18 protein-coding genes are annotated in these 19,137 nt (G+C 36.7%); 7 read left to right on the forward strand and 11 right to left on the reverse strand.

Going from position 1 to position 19,137, the window contains the following annotated elements; all coding sequences use genetic code 11:
* Positions 1 to 135 precede the first annotated feature (135 nt).
* On the forward strand, positions 136 to 960 hold the full coding sequence (gene proB / locus VIO64_RS06280; RefSeq protein ID WP_331916280.1) for a glutamate 5-kinase: 825 nt from the start codon (positions 136 to 138) through the stop codon (positions 958 to 960).
* 126 nt (positions 961 to 1,086) lie between these two features.
* Here the strand turns inward: proB and VIO64_RS06285 are convergent, their stop codons facing one another.
* The 3 genes from VIO64_RS06285 to VIO64_RS06295 all read right to left on the reverse strand — a co-directional run bounded on the left by VIO64_RS06285 (position 1,087) and on the right by VIO64_RS06295 (position 5,340).
* On the reverse strand, positions 1,087 to 3,564 hold the full coding sequence (locus VIO64_RS06285; RefSeq protein WP_331916282.1) for a PBP1A family penicillin-binding protein: 2,478 nt from the start codon (positions 3,562 to 3,564) through the stop codon (positions 1,087 to 1,089).
* Between the two features lie 336 nt (positions 3,565 to 3,900).
* The gene (locus tag VIO64_RS06290) at positions 3,901 to 4,296 is read right to left on the reverse strand and encodes a DUF1573 domain-containing protein (RefSeq protein WP_331916284.1); all 396 of its coding nucleotides are present in this window, start codon (positions 4,294 to 4,296) and stop codon (positions 3,901 to 3,903) included.
* A 147-nt stretch (positions 4,297 to 4,443) separates the two neighbouring features.
* Positions 4,444 to 5,340, reverse strand: coding sequence for a radical SAM protein (locus VIO64_RS06295; RefSeq protein WP_331916286.1), 897 nt, complete (start codon positions 5,338 to 5,340; stop codon positions 4,444 to 4,446).
* Positions 5,341 to 5,543: 203 nt separating this feature from the next.
* On the opposite strand from VIO64_RS06295, the gene VIO64_RS06300 reads away from it, so the two are divergent.
* The gene (locus tag VIO64_RS06300; RefSeq protein WP_331916288.1) at positions 5,544 to 6,500 is read left to right on the forward strand and encodes an alpha/beta hydrolase; all 957 of its coding nucleotides are present in this window, start codon (positions 5,544 to 5,546) and stop codon (positions 6,498 to 6,500) included.
* On the forward strand, positions 6,487 to 7,083 hold the full coding sequence (locus tag VIO64_RS06305) for a YdcF family protein (protein WP_331916290.1): 597 nt from the start codon (positions 6,487 to 6,489) through the stop codon (positions 7,081 to 7,083). The genes VIO64_RS06300 and VIO64_RS06305 overlap by 14 nt, the downstream gene beginning before the upstream one ends.
* Here VIO64_RS06305 and VIO64_RS06310 read toward each other — a convergent pair whose 3' ends face one another.
* The 4 genes from VIO64_RS06310 to galE all read right to left on the reverse strand — a co-directional run bounded on the left by VIO64_RS06310 (position 7,084) and on the right by galE (position 11,077).
* On the reverse strand, positions 7,084 to 8,469 hold the full coding sequence (locus VIO64_RS06310; protein WP_331916292.1) for a bifunctional diguanylate cyclase/phosphohydrolase: 1,386 nt from the start codon (positions 8,467 to 8,469) through the stop codon (positions 7,084 to 7,086).
* A 229-nt stretch (positions 8,470 to 8,698) separates the two neighbouring features.
* Complete coding sequence (locus tag VIO64_RS06315) at positions 8,699 to 9,295, reverse strand: XTP/dITP diphosphatase (protein ID WP_331916295.1); 597 nt, start codon at positions 9,293 to 9,295, stop codon at positions 8,699 to 8,701.
* Positions 9,264 to 10,040, reverse strand: a complete 777-nt coding sequence (rph, locus tag VIO64_RS06320) for a ribonuclease PH (protein WP_331916343.1) — start codon at positions 10,038 to 10,040, stop codon at positions 9,264 to 9,266. Before rph ends, VIO64_RS06315 begins: the two co-directional genes overlap by 32 nt.
* Positions 10,041 to 10,090: 50 nt before the next feature.
* Positions 10,091 to 11,077 (reverse strand): UDP-glucose 4-epimerase GalE, encoded by a 987-nt coding sequence (gene galE, locus VIO64_RS06325; protein ID WP_331916297.1) that lies wholly within the window; start codon positions 11,075 to 11,077, stop codon positions 10,091 to 10,093.
* Positions 11,078 to 11,420: 343 nt separating this feature from the next.
* Here galE and VIO64_RS06330 point away from each other — a divergent pair, with 343 nt between their 5' ends.
* From VIO64_RS06330 to VIO64_RS06340, 3 genes are all read left to right on the forward strand, one after another.
* Positions 11,421 to 13,574 (forward strand): Tex family protein, encoded by a 2,154-nt coding sequence (locus VIO64_RS06330; protein ID WP_331916299.1) that lies wholly within the window; start codon positions 11,421 to 11,423, stop codon positions 13,572 to 13,574.
* A gap of 495 nt (positions 13,575 to 14,069) precedes the next feature.
* Positions 14,070 to 15,425, forward strand: a complete 1,356-nt coding sequence (locus tag VIO64_RS06335; protein ID WP_331916301.1) for an LTA synthase family protein — start codon at positions 14,070 to 14,072, stop codon at positions 15,423 to 15,425.
* Positions 15,426 to 15,521: 96 nt separating this feature from the next.
* Positions 15,522 to 16,415, forward strand: a complete 894-nt coding sequence (locus VIO64_RS06340; protein ID WP_331916303.1) for a hypothetical protein — start codon at positions 15,522 to 15,524, stop codon at positions 16,413 to 16,415.
* A 93-nt stretch (positions 16,416 to 16,508) separates the two neighbouring features.
* Here the strand turns inward: VIO64_RS06340 and VIO64_RS06345 are convergent, their stop codons facing one another.
* The 4 genes from VIO64_RS06345 to VIO64_RS06360 form a co-directional block, all read right to left on the reverse strand.
* Positions 16,509 to 16,844 carry a hypothetical protein gene (locus VIO64_RS06345; RefSeq protein WP_331916305.1) on the reverse strand — a complete coding sequence of 112 codons (336 nt, stop codon included), beginning with the start codon at positions 16,842 to 16,844 and terminating at the stop codon, positions 16,509 to 16,511.
* A gap of 17 nt (positions 16,845 to 16,861) precedes the next feature.
* Entirely contained in the window at positions 16,862 to 17,254 is a 393-nt protein-coding gene (locus tag VIO64_RS06350) for a hypothetical protein (RefSeq protein WP_331916307.1), read from the reverse strand.
* 37 nt (positions 17,255 to 17,291) lie between these two features.
* Positions 17,292 to 17,618 carry a membrane trafficking protein gene (locus tag VIO64_RS06355; RefSeq protein ID WP_331916309.1) on the reverse strand — a complete coding sequence of 109 codons (327 nt, stop codon included), beginning with the start codon at positions 17,616 to 17,618 and terminating at the stop codon, positions 17,292 to 17,294.
* Positions 17,619 to 17,739: 121 nt separating this feature from the next.
* On the reverse strand, positions 17,740 to 17,922 hold the full coding sequence (locus VIO64_RS06360; RefSeq protein WP_331916311.1) for a hypothetical protein: 183 nt from the start codon (positions 17,920 to 17,922) through the stop codon (positions 17,740 to 17,742).
* A 233-nt stretch (positions 17,923 to 18,155) separates the two neighbouring features.
* Here VIO64_RS06360 and VIO64_RS06365 point away from each other — a divergent pair, with 233 nt between their 5' ends.
* Positions 18,156 to 19,040 (forward strand): NAD(P)/FAD-dependent oxidoreductase, encoded by an 885-nt coding sequence (locus tag VIO64_RS06365; RefSeq protein ID WP_331916313.1) that lies wholly within the window; start codon positions 18,156 to 18,158, stop codon positions 19,038 to 19,040.
* The last annotated feature ends 97 nt before the right edge of the window (positions 19,041 to 19,137 follow it).

Genomic DNA, 19,137 nt, shown 5'->3' on the forward strand with positions numbered 1-19,137 from the left:
CAAGTGGCTGCTGCTATATACTTATGTTTTTTTAGCCGGTTTTGCGTTAGGTTACTGCTTTGTTGTTTTTGGTATATTTTGACTATAAAAATTCGGTTTTAATATATTACTTATATAGAAAAAGAAGGGGATAAAATGGAAGGAATACGTGAGAGTCTTAAACTTGCCAAGAGAGTTGTTGTCAAAGTTGGAACTTCAACTTTAACATACGATAATGGAAAAGTTAATTTTTCCAGGATAGACAAGCTGGTAAGAGTGATTTCTGACCTTATGAACCAGGAAAAAGAAATAATTCTGGTTACTTCGGGTGCAATTGGTGTTGGCGTTGGAAAACTAAAGCTTTCAGGTAAGCCCAAATCAATAAGGGAAAAACAGGCTGTTGCGGCAGTAGGGCAGAGTGAACTGATGCAGATTTACAGCCGTTTTTTTGCAGACTACAGCCACATTGCCGGGCAAATACTGCTTACTCGCGATGTTGTAGAAAATGAAGCTGGAAGAAAGAATGTTATCAATACCTTTGAGACATTGATTGAGATGGGAATAATACCTATTGTTAATGAAAATGATTCAGTTGCTATAGACGAAATAGAATCAGGAAAGCACAGGGTGTTTGGTGATAATGACACGCTGTCGGCCATTGTAGCAAAGCTCGTCAATGCTGACCTACTAATTATATTGTCTGATATAGATGGGTTTTACGACTCGGACCCTAAAAGGAATCCTAATTCAAAATTGATTTCGGTTATCGAGGAAATTAATGATGAAGTGGAAAAATGTGCAGGCGGAGCGGGGACAAGCAGAGGAACCGGAGGCATGGTTACAAAGCTTCAAGCTGCTAAAATTACTATGAATGCAGGTATAGATCTGATCATTATTAATGGACAGCATCCAGAGCTTATCATGGATGTTTTGGAAGGCACTGATGTAGGAACACTTTTTAAAGCTCCACACGCAATATAGATAATTATTGCAGCCTTAATTGTTGCCATGAGGAACTATAATGTAGAATAACTATAGTTTGCAGGAAATAAAAATACGCCCCGGAACTGGTTCAGTTTCCGGGGCTTTATAATGCCCGCTTGACATTTATTGCAGTGTTTGATCTTGAGTCCCTGTATCAGTGCCTAAATTATTGGTATCGATGTTGGTATCTGTGCTGTTATTTGTGGTATTTTCATTAGGATTTATTTCGGCATTAGTAATTTCAGTTGTATTATTGTTGGATGGAGGTCCTCCGTGTATCGTGCAGTAGCTTGAAGGAGCTTCATACTTCCAGTCACTAGGATACGGATCAGCAGCTTTTACTTTGTTGTAAGGAATTTTTCTCTTAACAAAAACACTTTCAATTAGAGAGGTTGCTGGACATCCAGGTCCAAATAAATTGTTCCTGCCATAACCGTCCTTATTGTCCTTACAAACCTGCACTGAAACATGAACGTCACAAATATCGCTGCTGCCTGGCTCTGTTCCGGGAAGGAAATACTCTTCGATGATCGCATTTCCTCTTGGATCTCTTGCACAAAGGTCAGATGGAGTTTTTCCTGAGTATTTGCATACCGTCTTCTTTATAACGCCTGCAGACTGATTAAATTCTTTCGGTTTAAGATTTGCATGAGCTTTTTCCATTACCTCATGCCAGATTATAAGAGCCTGATTGTATTCTTCCGGGGACAGCTTTGAATTTTTATCGTAGCCGTACCAGGTTGCACCCACATAATAAGGCGTATAGCCCACAAACCATTTATCTCTGTTGTCGCTTGTAGTTCCGGTCTTACCTGCGGTTGGCATTTTTCCTTTCTGTATAAGGCCCAACCCGCGGGTTGATGCAGTTCCAATTCTACATACATCCTGCATAATCTTAGTCATAATAAAAGCCGTACCTTCGTTATCAAAAACTACTGTGCTTTTGGACTTCTTCTCAAGAAGGATGTTTCCGTCCTTATCTAATACTTTGGTGTAGGTTATAGGTTCCTTGTACATGCCGTCATTAACAAACGGTACATATGAAGCTGCCATACTAAGAGGACTTACCCCATCATGCAATCCTCCCATTGCAATGGATAAGTTACCGTCGTTTTCAGGTTTTAAGTTTATGCCATTCCTTTTAAGATATTTTAGGGACAAGGATGGACCAAGTTTTAACCATGCCTTAGCGGCAACTACGTTTATGGACTGGTAAAGTGCTGTATGGATGTTCGTAAGCCCGGTATAGTACCCCTTTGTATAGTTTGTAGGATAGAGATTTTTACTTGCAGGGTTCAGGTAAGAAGGTGCATCGTCAAAAACCGAAGCCCCTGTTATTAATTTCATATCTATCGCTGGTGCATAGGCAGCAATAGGTTTGAATGTGGAGCCAGGCTGTCTTTGTATTTGTGTTGCCCTGTTTAATATAAGATCACCTGTCTTTTGACCATATCCGCCGTATAAGGCCTTTACCTGACCTGTGGCAGGATCTATTATAACCATGGCAGCTTGAGGATGCTGCAGGTTTCTTTTTATGATTGGGAAGTATTTGTCATTTGTAAACACCTCATCCATGCCCTTTTGGATATCAGGATCCATGGTTGAGTATATTTTGATACCGTTATTGTAAATGGTTTTGTCTGCCATCTGTGAGGACATGCCTGAAGCTATAAGGTCCTTCTTGACATCCATTATTACCTGATCGACAAAAAAGCTTTGGGTTTTTACTATTTTAGTTTTGTTTTTGTTTTTATCCAAGGCCACAAATCCCAAGTCTTCCTTTATTGCTTGCTGATACTGCTGCTCGGTTATATAACCGGATTTTTTCATTTCCAGCAGTATAGTCTGCTGACGCTCTATGTTGTTTTTAATATTTTTTTCAGAAACAGGTGCATAGATTCCGGGCAGATTTGTTATACCTGCAAGACTTGCACACTGTGCAAGGGTAAGGTCCTTGACGCTTTTTCCGAAGTATACCTTTGATGCAGTTTCCACACCGTAATAATTACCGCCCATATATATTAAATTCATATAAAGGTCAAGTATTTTATCCTTGGAAATGTGTTTTTCCAGTTGGATCGCCATGTATTGTTCCTGTACTTTTCGTTTTAAGGTTCTTCTGGTATCGCCTGTAATATTTCTTACAAGCTGCTGTGTGATTGTACTTCCGCCATGTATATTTCCACCTGGCCTCAAGAAGTTGAAAACTGCACTGGAGATTCGTACAAGGTCTATTCCCTTGTGCTCGTAGAAGCGTTTGTCCTCAATAGAAACAAAAGCGTGTCTCAAGTAATCAGGTATGTAATCATGTTCAACCTCTATTCTATTCTGCTCGCTTTTTAACTGTGTAATCTCGTTACCTTTTGAGTCGTATACGAAAGATGTACTATTTGTGGTCACAAGTTGTTCCGGTTTTATAGGAGTAGTGGTTTTAATATAACCATATACCAAACCTCCTACTATTCCGGCTGCTGCAAAGGATACCAGTAAAAAAGAAACCAATAGAATTTTTATTACTGTGATAATAAATATAAATAACTGGCTATGCCGTTTTTTAGTTCTTGTAGAAGAACTTGAAACGGCTTTTGTTTTCGGATTCATGTTACCCTCCTAAGTATTTTAAAACTAAAAATAATTTACGTGATAAATATTAAATGATCAAAAACATTTTAGTGTTTTTGATCCTAAATTATTATAACACAAAAAAAATACATTTGCTAAGGAATTAATGTACTGGTAAGATACATATATATTTTTACCAATTACTTCATAGTTTATTATATGTCTTGCAATAACATTTTCTTTTATTTTATTTTTATACATGTGGAAAAAACTTCAGCATCAGCCCATGCTAAACCTGCAGATTGAGATATGTCGTATAGAGCGGGAAACAATTCAGATGATATAAATACTGTCATGTTTACTGATTCAAGTTGATTATCTTAAATTATAGTTACCAAGGATTTTCAGCCTCTCAAGCTCTTTAATCATGACATCGTACAAATTCAGATCCAGGGTATTGCATATTGATGTCAGATAAAAAAGGTTTCTGCCAATTTCTTTTTCTATAAGGTCCCTGCAGTTATCGCACAATTTCCCTTCAGTATGGGATTTCATGAGTTTTTTTAGCTCTTCAATATCTCCTTCGGTTTTATGATTCTGTTTCTTGGCATGAATTTTAATACAACCGCATTGAGTAACAGACTTAACTATAGACCTGTTAATGCGTGCATTTGAGTCCTGGAATTTTGTTATTTGATCGATAATGCTTTTATTTCTAACAAGAAGATCTGAAACAGTATATTGAAACTGGTCAATTAACATGTCTTTCAATATATATCACTCCTTTGATAAGAATAGAGTTATGTTTTGTGGAATGTTTTGAATCTTAAAACAGGAAAATGCGATTACTTAAATTATAATTCTTATGTTAGGTCTTTGTCAATGAAAATGATAAGTGCGACAGAAGGCATGTAAGTGTTATATGCCTTCTAAATCAAAGTCAGGAACGTATTTGGAATCTGCTGAGTCTCTTTCTTGGAAGTAGCCATTTGCAAAGTCTAATTTCAGAAAATAGTTTAACACCTTTTCGTATTCCTTTCTAATTATTCTTCTGTCGATTTCTGGATATAAATAGGAATGGTAAAAGGGGGTATACTGGCTCATAATGCTTACAACAATATCATCAGAGGGAAGATTTGACTTAATAAATTCCAGTATTTTTATAGACTCCCCTGTCATTCCCGGAAGCACCAGATGCCTTATTATTAGACCCTTTTGCATAATCCCTTCTTCGTTAAATTGTGCCCTGCCGGTTTGGCGGTACATCTCCAGCACAGCAGCTGATGCAGTGTTAAAATAATCCTTTGCATCGGAATATTTAAGAGATGATTCGTTTTTAAAATATTTTATATCGGGTAGGTAAACGTTCACAAGGCCGTCAAGAAGCTTTAAACCTGATAGACTATCATAGCCGTTTGAATTGTAGACTACTGGAATCCTGAGGCTGCTGCCCAAATCCTTTAAGCATTCCATAATTGACATTGTGTAATGTGATGGACTTACAAAGTTTATGTTATGGGCACCCTTTTGTTGAAGATTTAGAATTATTTGTTGAAGCTCTTCATGGGATAGCTCCTTTCCGAAGTTATCCTGGCTTATCTTGTAGTTTTGACAAAAAACGCATTTAAGATTGCATCCGGAGAAAAAAATGGTTCCCGAGCCCTTTGTGCCGCTGATGCAAGGCTCTTCCCATTTATGAATAAACGCTTTTGCAATTCTTATTGCAGAACCCGCGTTGCATTTTCCAATTTTTTTGGTTCGGTCAATCATGCAGCTTCGTGGACATATGCTGCAGCATGAAAAATTGTATTCCATAAAACACCTGCTTTAATATATTTGAAAGTTAAAAACATACTTTACAATAATAGCAAATAAAATTATAATATGACTAAAGACAACGTGCGTCAAGTACGCAATTTTGGGATTTTTGTCTTATAACTGTATTTGTTACTGTTAAACACGTTCTTATCTGTGTTTTCGTGGGAATGTCTTCAATCATTCCTTAGAAGGAGCGAATTATGAATATAAGCGGTATTACTTATGCCAACAAGAGGAATGCAAAGCTTGGAAGGACTATAATGTTAACATTAATCATATTGATTCTGCTGGCTGTTACGGCAATCTTCGGTATTTCAGCATACGTGGGGTGGTCTTTGATACATCCCGAAAAGAGAAGTCTTCCTAAATTCTCATCCAATATAGTAATTGAATATGATGATATCCAATTTAAAGATATTTCAAAAGCAATACCCCTTAAGGGTTGGTATTTTAAAGCTAAGGGCAGCGACAAAACAATTATTATGGCACATGGCTATAAAAACAACAGGCTTCAGTTTGAAGAAAGAACTTTGGAAATGATTAGCGGATTGCAATCCAAAGGCTTCAACGTGTTAACCTTTGACTTCAGAAATTCCGGTATCTCGGGCGGGGATAAGACAACTATTGGCATTTATGAAACGGATGACTTGCTAGGTGCCATCAAGTATGCAAAATCCCTTGGAAATAAGCATATAGTGCTTATGGGGTTTTCCATGGGGGCTTCAACGTCCATTCATACGGCAGCACAAAGCCCTGATGTTGAGGCTGTAATTGCAGACTCACCGTTTGATGATCTGGATACATACCTTAAGGATAATTTGAGCGTATGGAGTAACCTACCCAAGTTTCCTTTTAACGAAACAATTCTCCTGACTGTAAAATTAATGGCGAATGTGGATCCAAAAAAGTTATCGCCTAAAGAAGATATAAAGAGCATAGCACCTAGGCCTGTGATGCTGATTCATGGCGAGGATGACAATTCCATTCCAATAAGGAACAGCGAAGAGCTCTATAATGCGTATTCAGGAAAAAACACTGAGAACATAACCTTCTGGAGGGTTGATGGGGCAAGGCATGTTGGAAGCTACGAAAAAGATACAAAAGAGTATATGAATAGGGTGTATGATTTTTTAGGAAAAGTATATGGGGACAAATAATTTTTCATTCCAGTGTATTAGTGATTTTATATTTGCCGAATCAAAGATTTACCCTTCAGACATTATTCTGGTTCCCGGAAGTGACTGTATGGAGCTTGCAGTAAGAGCTGCAAAGCTTTATGCTTCATGCATGGCACCTGTTATTCTAATATCAGGCGGAGCAAATCCTTTATTGCCGGAATATACTTCGGAGAGTGAGTTTTTAAAAAATATTGCAGTTTCTGAGGGAGTACAGCCTGAAGATATTATTATGGAGGACAGGGCCAGGAACACCTTCGAGAATGCGGTGCTTTCATGGAACATAATCCGGCAGAAGGGATTGAATCCATTAAGGTGCATAATGGTTTGTAAGGCTTATCATTCAAGGAGGGCTCTTTTGACATACCAGACCAGATTTCCTGCAGGTATAGAGTTTTTTGTTTCAACGGTTGAGGACTGGAAAAAAATAAACAGACAAAATTGGTTTCAGACTGATATCGGTATCGAAACGGTCATGGGGGAGATTGTAAAAATTGGGGAGTATTTCAAAGGAGAATTGAAGCCGCTTTATGAAAAGGAGAATGATTATTTCTCCAGAGTTTGATCAAGAGGCCTCTAGGGCTTCCAGTCTTTTTACAAACAGTGATACAAGGTTGGGATCAAATTGCGTACCGCTTTTCGATATTAACTCGGCTAAAGCCTCCTCGTGTGTTAATGTATCTCGGTATACTCTCTTAACTATCATAGCAGAAAATGAATCGGCAATCTGAACAATACGACCCTCAAGGGAAATGCCATCCCCTGACAGATTTCTCGGATAACCGGATCCATTCCATTGTTCATGATGATGTTTTACTCCGTTAATAATAGTTTCGGACAAGTCCAAATGTTTAAGAATGCTTATGCCATAATCAACATGGTTTTTCATTACCAAGTATTCCTTGTCTGTTAGCTTGCCGGACTTTCTTATAATATCACTTGATATAATGGTTTTTCCTATGTCGTGGAGCCATCCCGCTGTATATATATCGTCCACAAATTGGGAAGGAAGGTTCAGCTCTATAGCAAGCAATGAGGCATAGTATGCAGTATAACCTGAATGTACGAAGGTATACATATCCTTCTCTGCAAGAACATTTAAAAAATCATAGCCTGCATCGGTCAGAATCGGGGGCTCTTGCTTTGTATATATGCTTCCCCTTATATTCTTAAACTTATTTATGAACATATTCTTGTCTGCGTTATTTAAAAGTCTTTCAATACTGGTATTTTTGTCACCGTGTGAATGTGCCTCTCCAATTGCGAAAGAAAGCTTTATGGGATCAATCTCAGGATCAAGAATGAATAGCTTGTTTTTCAAAGTATTGTATAATCTGCGGCTAAGAAGGCCCGGGTGCATATTAGAGTCTTTGACAAGCACAATAAACTCATTTCCACCCATTCTTCCTATTATGCTGGTAAACTCACTTGTTTCATCTTTCAAGACTTGTGCCACCTGTATTAGCACATTGTTTCCAGCAGAGTATCCGTATGTATTGTTTATCTGCTTGAAGCGGTCGGTATCGATAATTAGCAATGTGACACTGCATCCCTCGTACAGCCACTTTTGACCTGTTTCAAGGGTATGGGACATAGTGGCGGTAGGTGTGAGGGAATCTCTGATACTGAGTAGGCGGAACTTATCCCTTTCTGAAATAAGATGACGAAAGAGCCTTGATATTACAGTGATTGATATGGAACTAAATAGAATTCCCTGTCTGATTCCTCCAACCTGATCTAAAGGACGGAAATCCTTCAGATAGTCTATTTGAAAATAAAGAACAAGACTTAGAAATATTACCGATACCATATCTGTAAAAAGTATTGAATAAATTAGACATAAGGCTGAAGAGTCGGTAATGACGCCTCTGAAGTAGTAAACATCAAACTCATGAACAGATATATTTATAACATAAACGGCGAAAGCCATATAGGCCAAAATGTATTTCAATAACTTGAATCTTTTGCAAAGTTTCCAATATTTGCTTAACAATATTAGTATGCTAAAAGGCAATGATAAACTAAGGAGCAGTATTTTTCCATTCCAAAAAATAGGTTTAATTACTATATATAATAGAAGAAAAATAAAAAATATATCTAGCTTGTATTTGTCGATAAGCAATAGCATTTTGGAATTTTGAATAATTCTATGCAAGATTAACTGCCTCCTGAACAATTAATTATTTAAATCTTGATTGCAGTTCATCCACCATTAGCCTTAATGCTTTACCGCGATGGCTTATTTCATGTTTCAGCTCTGATTTCATCTGTGCTGTTGTCATCTGGTATTGAGGAACATAAAATATCGGATCATAACCAAACCCGTTAATCCCTTTAGGTTCAAATGCAATATAACCCTCACAGGTTCCTTTTACTGTAAAGCTGTCTCCCCCGGGAAATACAACGGCAATCACGCATATAAACCGTGCTGTGCGGTTTTCAAAAGGGACATCATTTAAAAGATTTAACAGTTTAGTGTTTTTTTCTTCATCAGAAGCATTTTCTCCTGCAAATCTTGCAGAATAAATGCCCGGTGCACCGTTAAGATAATCTACCTCAAGGCCGGAATCGTCTGCCATGACGATTTCACCTGTAATACCGCAGATTTCTCTTGCTTTAATTAATGCATTTTCCTCAAAGGTTGAACCTGTTTCCTCAATATCGATGTTTATACCTACTGATTCCATTGATAAAACCTGGTAGGGAAAATTTGCTAATATTTCTGATATTTCTCGGATTTTTCCCTTATTCTTGGTTGCTGCTATGAACTTTTTCATCCTTTGTAACTCCCCCGATATAGTTGGTTAAGGGACCTAAAACATTCTTTTGAAGTTCTATGAGCTTTGATATTCCTGACTCGGATAACTTTAATAGCCTGTCAAGCTCGTTCCTGCTGAATGCAGCCTGTTCACCCGTTGCCTGAACCTCTATGAACTTTCCTGAACCCGTCATAATAACATTCATATCCACTATTGCCCTTGAATCTTCCTCATAGCACAAATCAAGCATCTCATGGCCGTACACAATACCTACACTTGTTGCAGCCACATAATCCATAATTGGTGTTTTATTGATTAACCCATTGTCTATCATATATTTGCATGCCTCAACTGTAGCTACAAACGCACCGGTAATGGAAGCAGTTCTTGTACCGCCATCAGCCTGTATAACGTCACAATCCAATGTTATTACTCTTTCTCCTAAAATATTAAAGTTTATTACCGATCTTAAAGCTCTGCCAATTAGTCTCTGAATTTCCTGGGTTCTTCCGTTTAGTTTGAGCTTGCTTATATCTCTGGAATTTCTAGTCTGAGTGGCTCTAGGCAGCATTGAGTATTCTGCAGTTAGCCAACCTTCACCTGAATTCTTTTTAAACGGAGGGACTTTATCGTCCACCGAAGCTGTGCAAATCACCTTTGTATTTCCCACTTCAATCAATACCGATCCCTCTGCATGCTTAATATAATTTCTGGTTATTTTAACAGGACGAAGCTGTCCGTCACTTCTACCGTCCAATCTCAATGATGTCACTACCTTTCTCAAGTTAATAAATTTTTTGCAAATTTTACGATTTATATATTATAGCCTTTAGGGTGGTTTTTATGCCAGTTCCAGGCTGTTTCAATTATTGTTTCAAGCTTGTTGTAGCGTGGAGACCATTTTAATTCTTCAATTATTTTATTTGATGAAGCTACAAGTATGGCAGGATCTCCCGTACGCTTTGGTGCAATAGTGGCTTTTATCGGATGACCTGTTACTTTACGGGCAATTTCAATTACTTCCTTTACTGAAAAGCCTTTACCATTACCAAGATTGTATATTTCACTCGTATTATCGTTTCTGAGTTTGTTAAGAGCAAGCACATGAGCATTGGCAAGGTCACTGACATGAATATAATCTCTTATGCATGTTCCGTCAGGTGTAGGGTAGTCAATACCGAACATCTTTATGTCGTCTCTTTTACCAAGGGCAACCTGTAATATAAGAGGTATCAGATGTGTTTCAGGGTTGTGATCCTCACCTATCCGGCCGTTAATATGAGCTCCTGAAGCATTAAAATACCTTAAAATGACATGTTTTATGCCTAGGCAGCTGTCTGCCCATTTTAATGCTTTTTCCACAGTGAGTTTAGTTTCACCATATGGATTTGTAGGCAATGTCTTATCTGTTTCCAGTATTGGAATATTTTCAGGTTCTCCATATGTCGCTGCAGTGGATGAGAATACAATTTTTTTAACACCGGCTTCATTCATGGCATTGAGAAGATTTAATGTGGACACAACGTTGTTGTTGTAAAACTTAAGAGGATCTACCGTGCTTTCTCCAACCTCTATATAGGCTGCAAAATGTATTACCGCTTCAATATTATTTTCTTTAAAAACACTTTTTATAAATTCCTTGTCACGAAGGTCTCCCACTATAAGCTTACCACCTAGTATTGCTTCCTTATGACCTCTTTCAAGGTTATCCAGTATAATAACATCTTCTTTTTGATCTAATAATTCTGCCACAGTGTGACTTCCTATATATCCTGCTCCGCCTGTTACCAGAATACCCAATTAGTTCACAACCCTTCATTTATAATATTTATATATTAAGACCAATTAATATCATTATATACAATAAAAGTACATTTCCCTTAATTTGTTTGTTTAAATTATAATAACATTATTTATATAAAAATTAAACTGATTTTTTAAATGTACAGAAAATTACTTTGGGTAATGATATACATTTTAAGTTAATCATTAATTGATTTATCACTTTTAATATTGATTAATATTTTAAAAAATATATAATATTATATTAAAAGTATTTACCAATATAAATTGGTTATATATTGACGTTGGTGTAATTTATGGTGTCAATTGAAATGCTAGATTTTATACAATGGAGGAACTTATGGCCGATATCATAGGACAACTTACGAAAGAGTTTAACTTAAAGCTGTTCCAGGTTCAAAATACCGTTAATCTGATTGATCAAGGTAATACAATACCATTTATAGCAAGGTACAGAAAGGAAGTTACAGGCGAGCTCAATGATCAAGTATTGAGGGAGCTCCATGAAAGGCTTGTTTACTTAAGGAACCTTGAGGCAAGAAGGGAAGAGGTAAAAAGGCTTATAGACGAACAGGGAAAACTGACGAATGAACTGGCAAATGCTATAGCCAAGGCAAATACCGTTCAGGAGATTGATGATATTTACAGGCCCTACAGGCCAAAGAGGAGGACAAGGGCTACTGTTGCCAAAGAAAAGGGACTGGAGCCTTTGGCAGATATAATTTTTGAACAAAAAGCCATGACAGGATCTATAGAAGAGTTGGTAAAGCCATTTATAAACCCTGAAAAGGAAGTTAATACGATAGAGGACGCATTAAATGGAGCTATGGACATTATCGCAGAAAATATTTCCGACAATGCGGCTTTCAGAAAGGCCATAAGGGATATTTTCTTTCAGTCGGGTATCATTGTTTCACAGTCAAAAAAAGAAGAAGAATCTGTATATAAAATGTATTATGATTTTAAGGAACCCGTGTCTAAAATTGCAAATCATAGGGTTTTAGCCGTTAACAGGGGAGAGAAGGATGAATTTTTACAGGTTAAGATTTCTGTGCCTGAAGAGCTTCCTGTTAATTACCTAAAAGCACATGCAGTTAAAAAAATAAAATCCCTAACATCTGTATATGTTGAAAAAGCAGCTGAAGACTCTTACAGCAGACTGATATTCCCCTCTATTGAGAGAGAGGTTAGGAATGAACTTACCGATCGTGCTGAAGAGGCAGCCATGAAGGTTTTTGCCGCTAATCTTAAAAATTTGCTGCTTCAGCCCCCTGTTAAAGGAAAGGTTGTTTTAGGGCTTGATCCGGCCTATAGAACAGGCTGTAAAATCTGCGTAGTTGATGACACAGGAAAGGTCTTAGCTACAACTGTTGTATATCCAACGCCGCCTCAAAACAAAACTGAAGAAGCGAAGAAGGTGCTAAAGCATCTTATAGAAGTCCATAATGTAGACATAATTTCCATAGGTAACGGAACTGCATCAAAAGAATCGGAGATATTTATAGCTGAGCTTTTAAAGGAACTTGACAAAAAAATATATTATATGGTGGTCAGCGAGGCGGGAGCCTCCGTTTATTCAGCATCAAAGCTCGGTGCGGAAGAATTCCCGGATTTTGACGTGGCATTAAGAAGTGCTGCTTCAATTGCCAGAAGGCTTCAGGATCCCCTTGCGGAGCTTGTTAAAATTGACCCCAAATCAATAGGGGTAGGGCAATATCAGCATGATATGAACCAGAAAAGGCTTGGGGAGTCTTTAGGAGGTGTGGTTGAAGATGCCGTTAACAGCGTAGGAGTTGACCTTAATACTGCATCGCCATCACTCCTCTCCTATGTATCGGGTATCAATGGTACTGTGGCAAAAAATATTGTTGAATACAGGGAGCAGAATGGGAAGTTTACTTCAAGGCAGGAGATAAAGAAGGTTAAAAAGCTGGGGGACAAAGCCTTTGAACAATGTGCAGGTTTTTTACGAATCCTAAGGGGTAAAAACATATTGGACAATACAGCGGTGCATCCCGAATCCTACGAGGCTGCATTAAAGCTCTTGAAGCTTACCGGCTTTACTTTAGAGGATGTTGCTGGCGGCAACATTAAGGGGCTAAAAGAGGCAGTAAATAAAAGAGGAATTTCAAGCATTGCGGAAGAAATAGGTGTGGGTGTGCCTACGCTTAGAGATATAATTGATGAACTCCTAAAACCTGGTCGTGACCCGAGAGACGAGCTTCCAAAGCCGGTTTTGCTGACCGATGTTTTGGATATTGAGGATTTGAAGCCGGGAATGATACTTACAGGGACAGTAAGGAATGTTGCAGACTTTGGTGCTTTTGTGGATATAGGAGTGCATCAGGATGGTCTTGTCCACATATCGGAACTATGCGACAGATATGTAAAGAGTCCTATGGAAGTTGTTGCGGTTGGGGATATTGTAAAGGTCAAAGTTTTATCTGTAGAAGTACAGAGAAAGAGGATATCCCTAAGCATGAAGGATATTTGATGAATATTGCCTTATGGGAAAAAATTCACTAGCAAAACCCTGCTTAATTGGGTTATGATTAAAGTACTCCTTTATATGGGGTACTTTGTTTATGTCTAGGTATTTCGTGGCAACAATTTAGATTTCAAAATCACTTGTTTAAAAGAGGGTGAAAAGTTGTTAGAAAAATTTATTAATGATCAAAAGGCAGTATTACATATCTTTAAGAGCAGGGCAGTATTTATATTAGTATCCCTGCTGGTTTTATTCCTTCTTCTAAATACACTAAAGGTTGCACTGTTTAATTACTATATTGTACCTAATCAAACTATGGATGCCTTTAAATACAAATTCATAATGTCTTTAGTTATGGTCTTTTTTTTATATACGGTTATTCTAAGTATTAGGTCGAAGAGCATTTTTATATTTGCCTATCTAATCCAGATTGCTTATATTTTAATCAATCTATCGTATTTTTTCTTTTATCAAAGCTATCTTAATATAGTGCAGTTTATTATGCTTTTCTCAGAGGGATTCAAGGCTGCTAAAAACTCATCGGCACCTTTGAATTTAAAAATGCTTATTGCTTTTATTGATTTACCCGTTTTCTTATTTATTGCCTATAACTATTTAAAAGTATATGAACTAAGAAAAAAATTTATTCTATACAGGGTGGCAGCTGTTTTTGCATCAATAGCTGTTGTTGTTTCTGTCCAAACGGCCTATTACTCTAACAATAACTTTATCACTACTATTTTGGAAGACAGATACAGGGGGGAGTCACCCATAGTACAATGGTATGGTACTCTTTTTAACAATGTAGCCAGCGTACTGCTAAAAGGCAACGAAAATGAACTGATAAGCAGTTTTAAATATGGTAGTGAAATGAGCCGTGACGGTAATTCAAGAGACAATCCCAATTTTATAATGATACAAGTAGAAGCCATGGATTCAAATATCATTAACAAAAAGTATAAGAATCAATTTGTTATGCCTTATCTAAAGTCGCTGTCCGATAAAAACATTTATTATCCTTATATGATGAGCTATCATAAGGGAGGAGGTACTTCAGACACTGAGTTTTCAATAATAAACAGCATTGAGCCCTTGGAAGGTTTTCCGTCTATAAAGCTGTCGAATTATAGCTATATGAACTCAATGCTTAGAAGGCTTTCTGATAATTTATATACAAATGTAGCATTTCACGGCAACTCAGATGTATTCTTTAACAGGGACACTGCCTTTCCCAAGATGGGATTTAACGAGTTGTATGATATTGATAAAATGGGTCTAAAGCATAAAGGGTGGGGAGCACCTGACAAGGATGTATTCAATTTTGCAATGAAGACCATTAAGGATTTGGAAGAACCGTATTTTGCCTATATAATAACAATGAGCAGCCATACACCATTTACAAATGTTAATAACTACTACAACAAAAGCACTTACGACGATATTAGTGCAAAACGGGTCAAGAATTATTTTAATTCAATGTCATATGTGGATGAATGTATTAAACAATTTATTGATGAAATAAGAGATGATAATACTTATATCATGATATACGGGGACCATACCCCAAATATTGAAGCAGATATTTATAAGCAGGCCTCTTTTTCAGAAGACGGCAATTATTTTGAATTCGTACCATTAATAATCATAACACCCGATAATAGAAAATATAAGGGTGCTAATGAAGTTGCATCTTTTCTGGATATATCCCCAACTGTTCTTGTCAATTCGGGTATTTCTTTTGATATAAAGTCTGACGGCAGGGACCTGATGGATACCGAAAGCGAAAGTAAAGATATTTCCTTTAAAGGAAGTAAGTATGACAGAGAGTATTTGCTGGAAAGAATTAAGCAACAGTAAAACCTTATAATGATAGGCTTTACTGTAATTTATCGGTATGATATAATTATTGAGTTGTTTTTCAAATGGGGCTATTAACGAAAGAAGGTATGTTTAATGAAGGTTATTGGGAAGGCTGTGCAATCCATAGTAAGACGGCCTTTTATATTGGTATATTTTGGGCTTATTGCTTTAATATACAGCATTATAGATTCAAGAAATCCTATAACAGCTATTTTAATGGGTTTTAACAGGTTAGGTAAGGGCGACTTTCTCGAAATGATTATTTATTCCATTCAGATACTTTTAAATATTATGCTGAATCCCCAAACAGCAATAAAAGCACTGATCGGCTTTATTCTGCTCTTATTGGTAGGATCATTCATTATCGGGCTTATTTTTAGTGGGTATTTCTATGTGGTAAATAATGCTGTAAGCAAAAAAGAAAAGCAAAAAGGCGAATTTTTCCAAGGTATAAGACGTTATTTTTTGAGAATAACATTTGTTTCTCTAAGAGCAGTGTTGATAAGCATTATCATCCTTATTGTCACTCTGGTTGCAACTGTACCTGCAGTTATAATAACTAAATCCTGGCTGTCAGGAAGGCAGGAACTGACAATGGTGGCAGCTTTTGTTGATGTAGTTACGTTAGGTATAATTTTTCTCATATTTATGTTTTTTAGTACATATATAAGCTTCTGGTTTCCGGCATCAATCAATAGCAGTAAAAGATGGTTTTTTACGGGGAAGGAAAATGCAGATAAGCTTTTCTGGAAGATATCTTTTAGATATGTAATGTTTTTTGCAGTTTTTATGGCTTGCCATTTTATCCTTGCAAAGATCAACGTGAACTCTGCAGAGGCAGGCTCCATATTGGATTTGAAAAAATTTGCAGGCTTTATGGCAAACTGGGTTTTCAACACAGTCTTCTTTTCACTTTTTATAACATATATATTCTCTGTTTATAAAATTGCAGAAAGTTATGTTCCGGAAGATGTGGATTATGAATAGACCGCACTAATTTCATACATTTAGGTGCGATCAAGCTTACACAAAAGGTATAAGTTTGATCGCACCTAAATGTATGAAATTAGTGCGATCCGTCTAATTTCTCTCAAATCCTGCCAATAATAAATATACCAGGATTATGAGGAGTATCTCATCCTCTATGGATTCTTCTACCAATAAAAATATGGTCCCTAACAGCAATATTTCTTCAATACCGATATTATTATGTAAAAAATGCAGTGGATTTATGCCAAAATGCCCTTTTCTGCCGGGGTTTTGACAAGGACTTTCCGAGTCCAGATTGGGAAGAGGGATGTTTTTTAGCTCTATCGGTAAATTTTCTTCATAAACTTTTGAGTTAGAAGTACTATTTTGTTTAAATCCGGGATATGTAAATCTTATATTGGTTGGGGGCTTTTTTCTATAAATCATTTTCTGTTTTCCTCCCCCTATATCAAGCTTTTCTCAGAATCATCCATAAGCTTTGACAAACTATACATTTGAAGGAGCTTAATACAAGTTCCGAGCTTTTTTTGCCTGCTGTTATTGAGAAAAGGCTTCATTGAGTAGAGGAGGTTAATTCTTGGGTCATCTCTGGTATTTAGCCTGTCAAATATTTTTTTGGCTCTGCTCAACATTTCTAGGTTTTCTTCCATTTCGGTGTTTCTGCTTTCACTGCGTACCGGCTCAGCAGGTAGTTCTTTAGGGGCTTCTCTTTCATTTGAATTATCCGATCCCGATCCTGCCAAAAGAGAAAGAAGCCCCTTTACGTTGTCAGGAATATTCTCTTGGCCTAATATATCTGTAATTTGCTTGATTTTCTTGTTAAGGTCGTCGTTCATTCAATGTTCCTCCTAAAGAGCTTTTGTATAAGTATATTCAGGATTTGTTTATTAATTCCTTAATTTTACTTATAATTTCATCTCCCCGGTCTCCAATTATTGCCGATAATTTGGAGAGATCTTGATCATTAAGCCTTTTTGTCAGTTCAGCTTTATCAAGGTTAAGGGATTTGAGTTTGGAGTCGTCAATTTCATTTATCTTACCAAGCAGCTCTTCCTTATCAACTTTATTAAGCCTTTTTGCCAACTCCTCCGCATTTCCATTCTGGAGCATATCCATAGCAGAATTGAGTTTTGCTTGCAAAACCTTATCGTCCATCTTGCTTAATAACTCGCTTAATTTTTTATTGAATGGATTATTCATAATCATCAGCCCTTTCATATAACTATACTTGTAATAAATGAAAAAAGATTCATTAATGTTACAATTTTATTATATTAGTGAATGACGAAAACAATTCTCATATGAAGTTTTTGTAATACCATCAATAAAACAGTAACAGGAATACCAGTATAAAGAACAATACTGTACTATCTTTTTCAGCTGACTTCAAGGAGCTTCCTTTTGAATAAGTTCTTAAGAAACTGTCATCGTAAAAGAGCAGTAAAAAGATGATTATAAAAAACAACAGCTCGGTATTTGAATCTTTTATTTTGTTTGCAGTCATTTAGAATCACTCCTTTATAGTGACTTTAGTCTATATATTTACATAATATTATGAAGGTTAAAAAATGTTACACTTTATTAATTATATTACTTTGATGTTTTTCATAGAAGGTGGTAAAATAACTATAGCTTTTCAATGTCTAGGAAATTATGGTGCATGCTGCACCGCAATTTCTCACGACAACAATTAAGGATGACAAAATCACTTCGTGATTTTGTTCTGGAGGATAGGACATGTTTGATGTAATAATAATCGGAAAGGGTCCGGCAGGCATATCGGCTTCCTTGTATACTATAAGAGCCAATCTTAAGACTCTTATTATAGGCATGAATGACAGTGCCCTTTACAAGACAGATAAAATTGAGAATTATTATGGTTTTTCTGAGCCTATAAGCGGATATTATTTATTGAAGCAGGGAGAAAACCAGGCTGTCAGGCTTGGGGGAGAAATTATACATGATGAAGTGATTGAAATTAAAAAAAGCGACAAATTTGAAATTACCACCGCTAAAGGGAAGTTTTATTCTAAAGCGGTTTTAATGGCAACAGGGCAAAAGCAAAAAAGAATAAACATTCAGAACCTAAAGGAGCTTGAAGGAAACGGGGTCAGTTACTGTTCAACCTGCGATGGTTTCTTCTATAACGATCTGAAGGTTGGTGTGCTGGGATTTAAAGATTATGCAGTACATGAAGCTGTGGAGCTTCTGGCATTTACCAAAGACATAACAATATACACAAATGGCTTTGAGCCTGAATTTTCACAAGGATTTATTGATGAATCGAAAAAGTTTAATATAAATAAAAAGCCCGTTGCAAGGCTTGAGGGTAAAGACTTTTTGCAGAGAATTGTATTTGAAGACGGTTCAAGAGAGAATATTGATGGGTTATTTGTTGCATACGAGAGTGCTTCAAGTACAGACTTTGCAAGAAAGCTGGGAGTACTTACTCAGGATAGCTCAATTCTTGTAAATTCAGATATGCAGACCAATATCGAAGGCATGTTTGCAGCAGGTGATTGCATAGGCGGCTTTAAACAAATAGCTACTGCGGTAGGACAAGGTGCTTTAGCTGGAAGAAAGGTTATTGAATATGTAAGGAATATGAAGAATGCGTTTTAAACAGTTTGGATACAGCGGGATATGCGACAGCCAAATGTAATAGATTTATCACTTTTAATATATGCTGATGACAAACGATATGGTATAATACTATCCG

Source organism: Pseudobacteroides sp. (assembly GCF_036567765.1).
Lineage (GTDB): Bacteria > Bacillota > Clostridia > Acetivibrionales > DSM-2933 > Pseudobacteroides.

What these genes read in the sequence shown, in the direction of transcription:
- VIO64_RS06350 (WP_331916307.1), bottom strand. Translation starts at nt 17,254, where the DNA reads ATGAACGACGACCTTAACAAGAAAATCAAGCAAATTACAGATATATTA.
- VIO64_RS06340 (WP_331916303.1), top strand. Translation starts at nt 15,522, where the DNA reads ATGAAGGTTATTGGGAAGGCTGTGCAATCCATAGTAAGACGGCCTTTT.
- VIO64_RS06315 (WP_331916295.1), bottom strand. Translation starts at nt 9,295, where the DNA reads ATGAAAAAGTTCATAGCAGCAACCAAGAATAAGGGAAAAATCCGAGAA.
- VIO64_RS06285 (WP_331916282.1), bottom strand. Translation starts at nt 3,564, where the DNA reads ATGAATCCGAAAACAAAAGCCGTTTCAAGTTCTTCTACAAGAACTAAA.
- VIO64_RS06300 (WP_331916288.1), top strand. Translation starts at nt 5,544, where the DNA reads ATGAATATAAGCGGTATTACTTATGCCAACAAGAGGAATGCAAAGCTT.
- VIO64_RS06295 (WP_331916286.1), bottom strand. Translation starts at nt 5,340, where the DNA reads ATGGAATACAATTTTTCATGCTGCAGCATATGTCCACGAAGCTGCATG.
- VIO64_RS06365 (WP_331916313.1), top strand. Translation starts at nt 18,156, where the DNA reads ATGTTTGATGTAATAATAATCGGAAAGGGTCCGGCAGGCATATCGGCT.
- VIO64_RS06330 (WP_331916299.1), top strand. Translation starts at nt 11,421, where the DNA reads ATGGCCGATATCATAGGACAACTTACGAAAGAGTTTAACTTAAAGCTG.
- VIO64_RS06355 (WP_331916309.1), bottom strand. Translation starts at nt 17,618, where the DNA reads ATGAATAATCCATTCAATAAAAAATTAAGCGAGTTATTAAGCAAGATG.
- VIO64_RS06345 (WP_331916305.1), bottom strand. Translation starts at nt 16,844, where the DNA reads ATGATTTATAGAAAAAAGCCCCCAACCAATATAAGATTTACATATCCC.
- proB (WP_331916280.1), top strand. Translation starts at nt 136, where the DNA reads ATGGAAGGAATACGTGAGAGTCTTAAACTTGCCAAGAGAGTTGTTGTC.
- VIO64_RS06360 (WP_331916311.1), bottom strand. Translation starts at nt 17,922, where the DNA reads ATGACTGCAAACAAAATAAAAGATTCAAATACCGAGCTGTTGTTTTTT.
- VIO64_RS06305 (WP_331916290.1), top strand. Translation starts at nt 6,487, where the DNA reads ATGGGGACAAATAATTTTTCATTCCAGTGTATTAGTGATTTTATATTT.
- VIO64_RS06335 (WP_331916301.1), top strand. Translation starts at nt 14,070, where the DNA reads ATGCTTTTCTCAGAGGGATTCAAGGCTGCTAAAAACTCATCGGCACCT.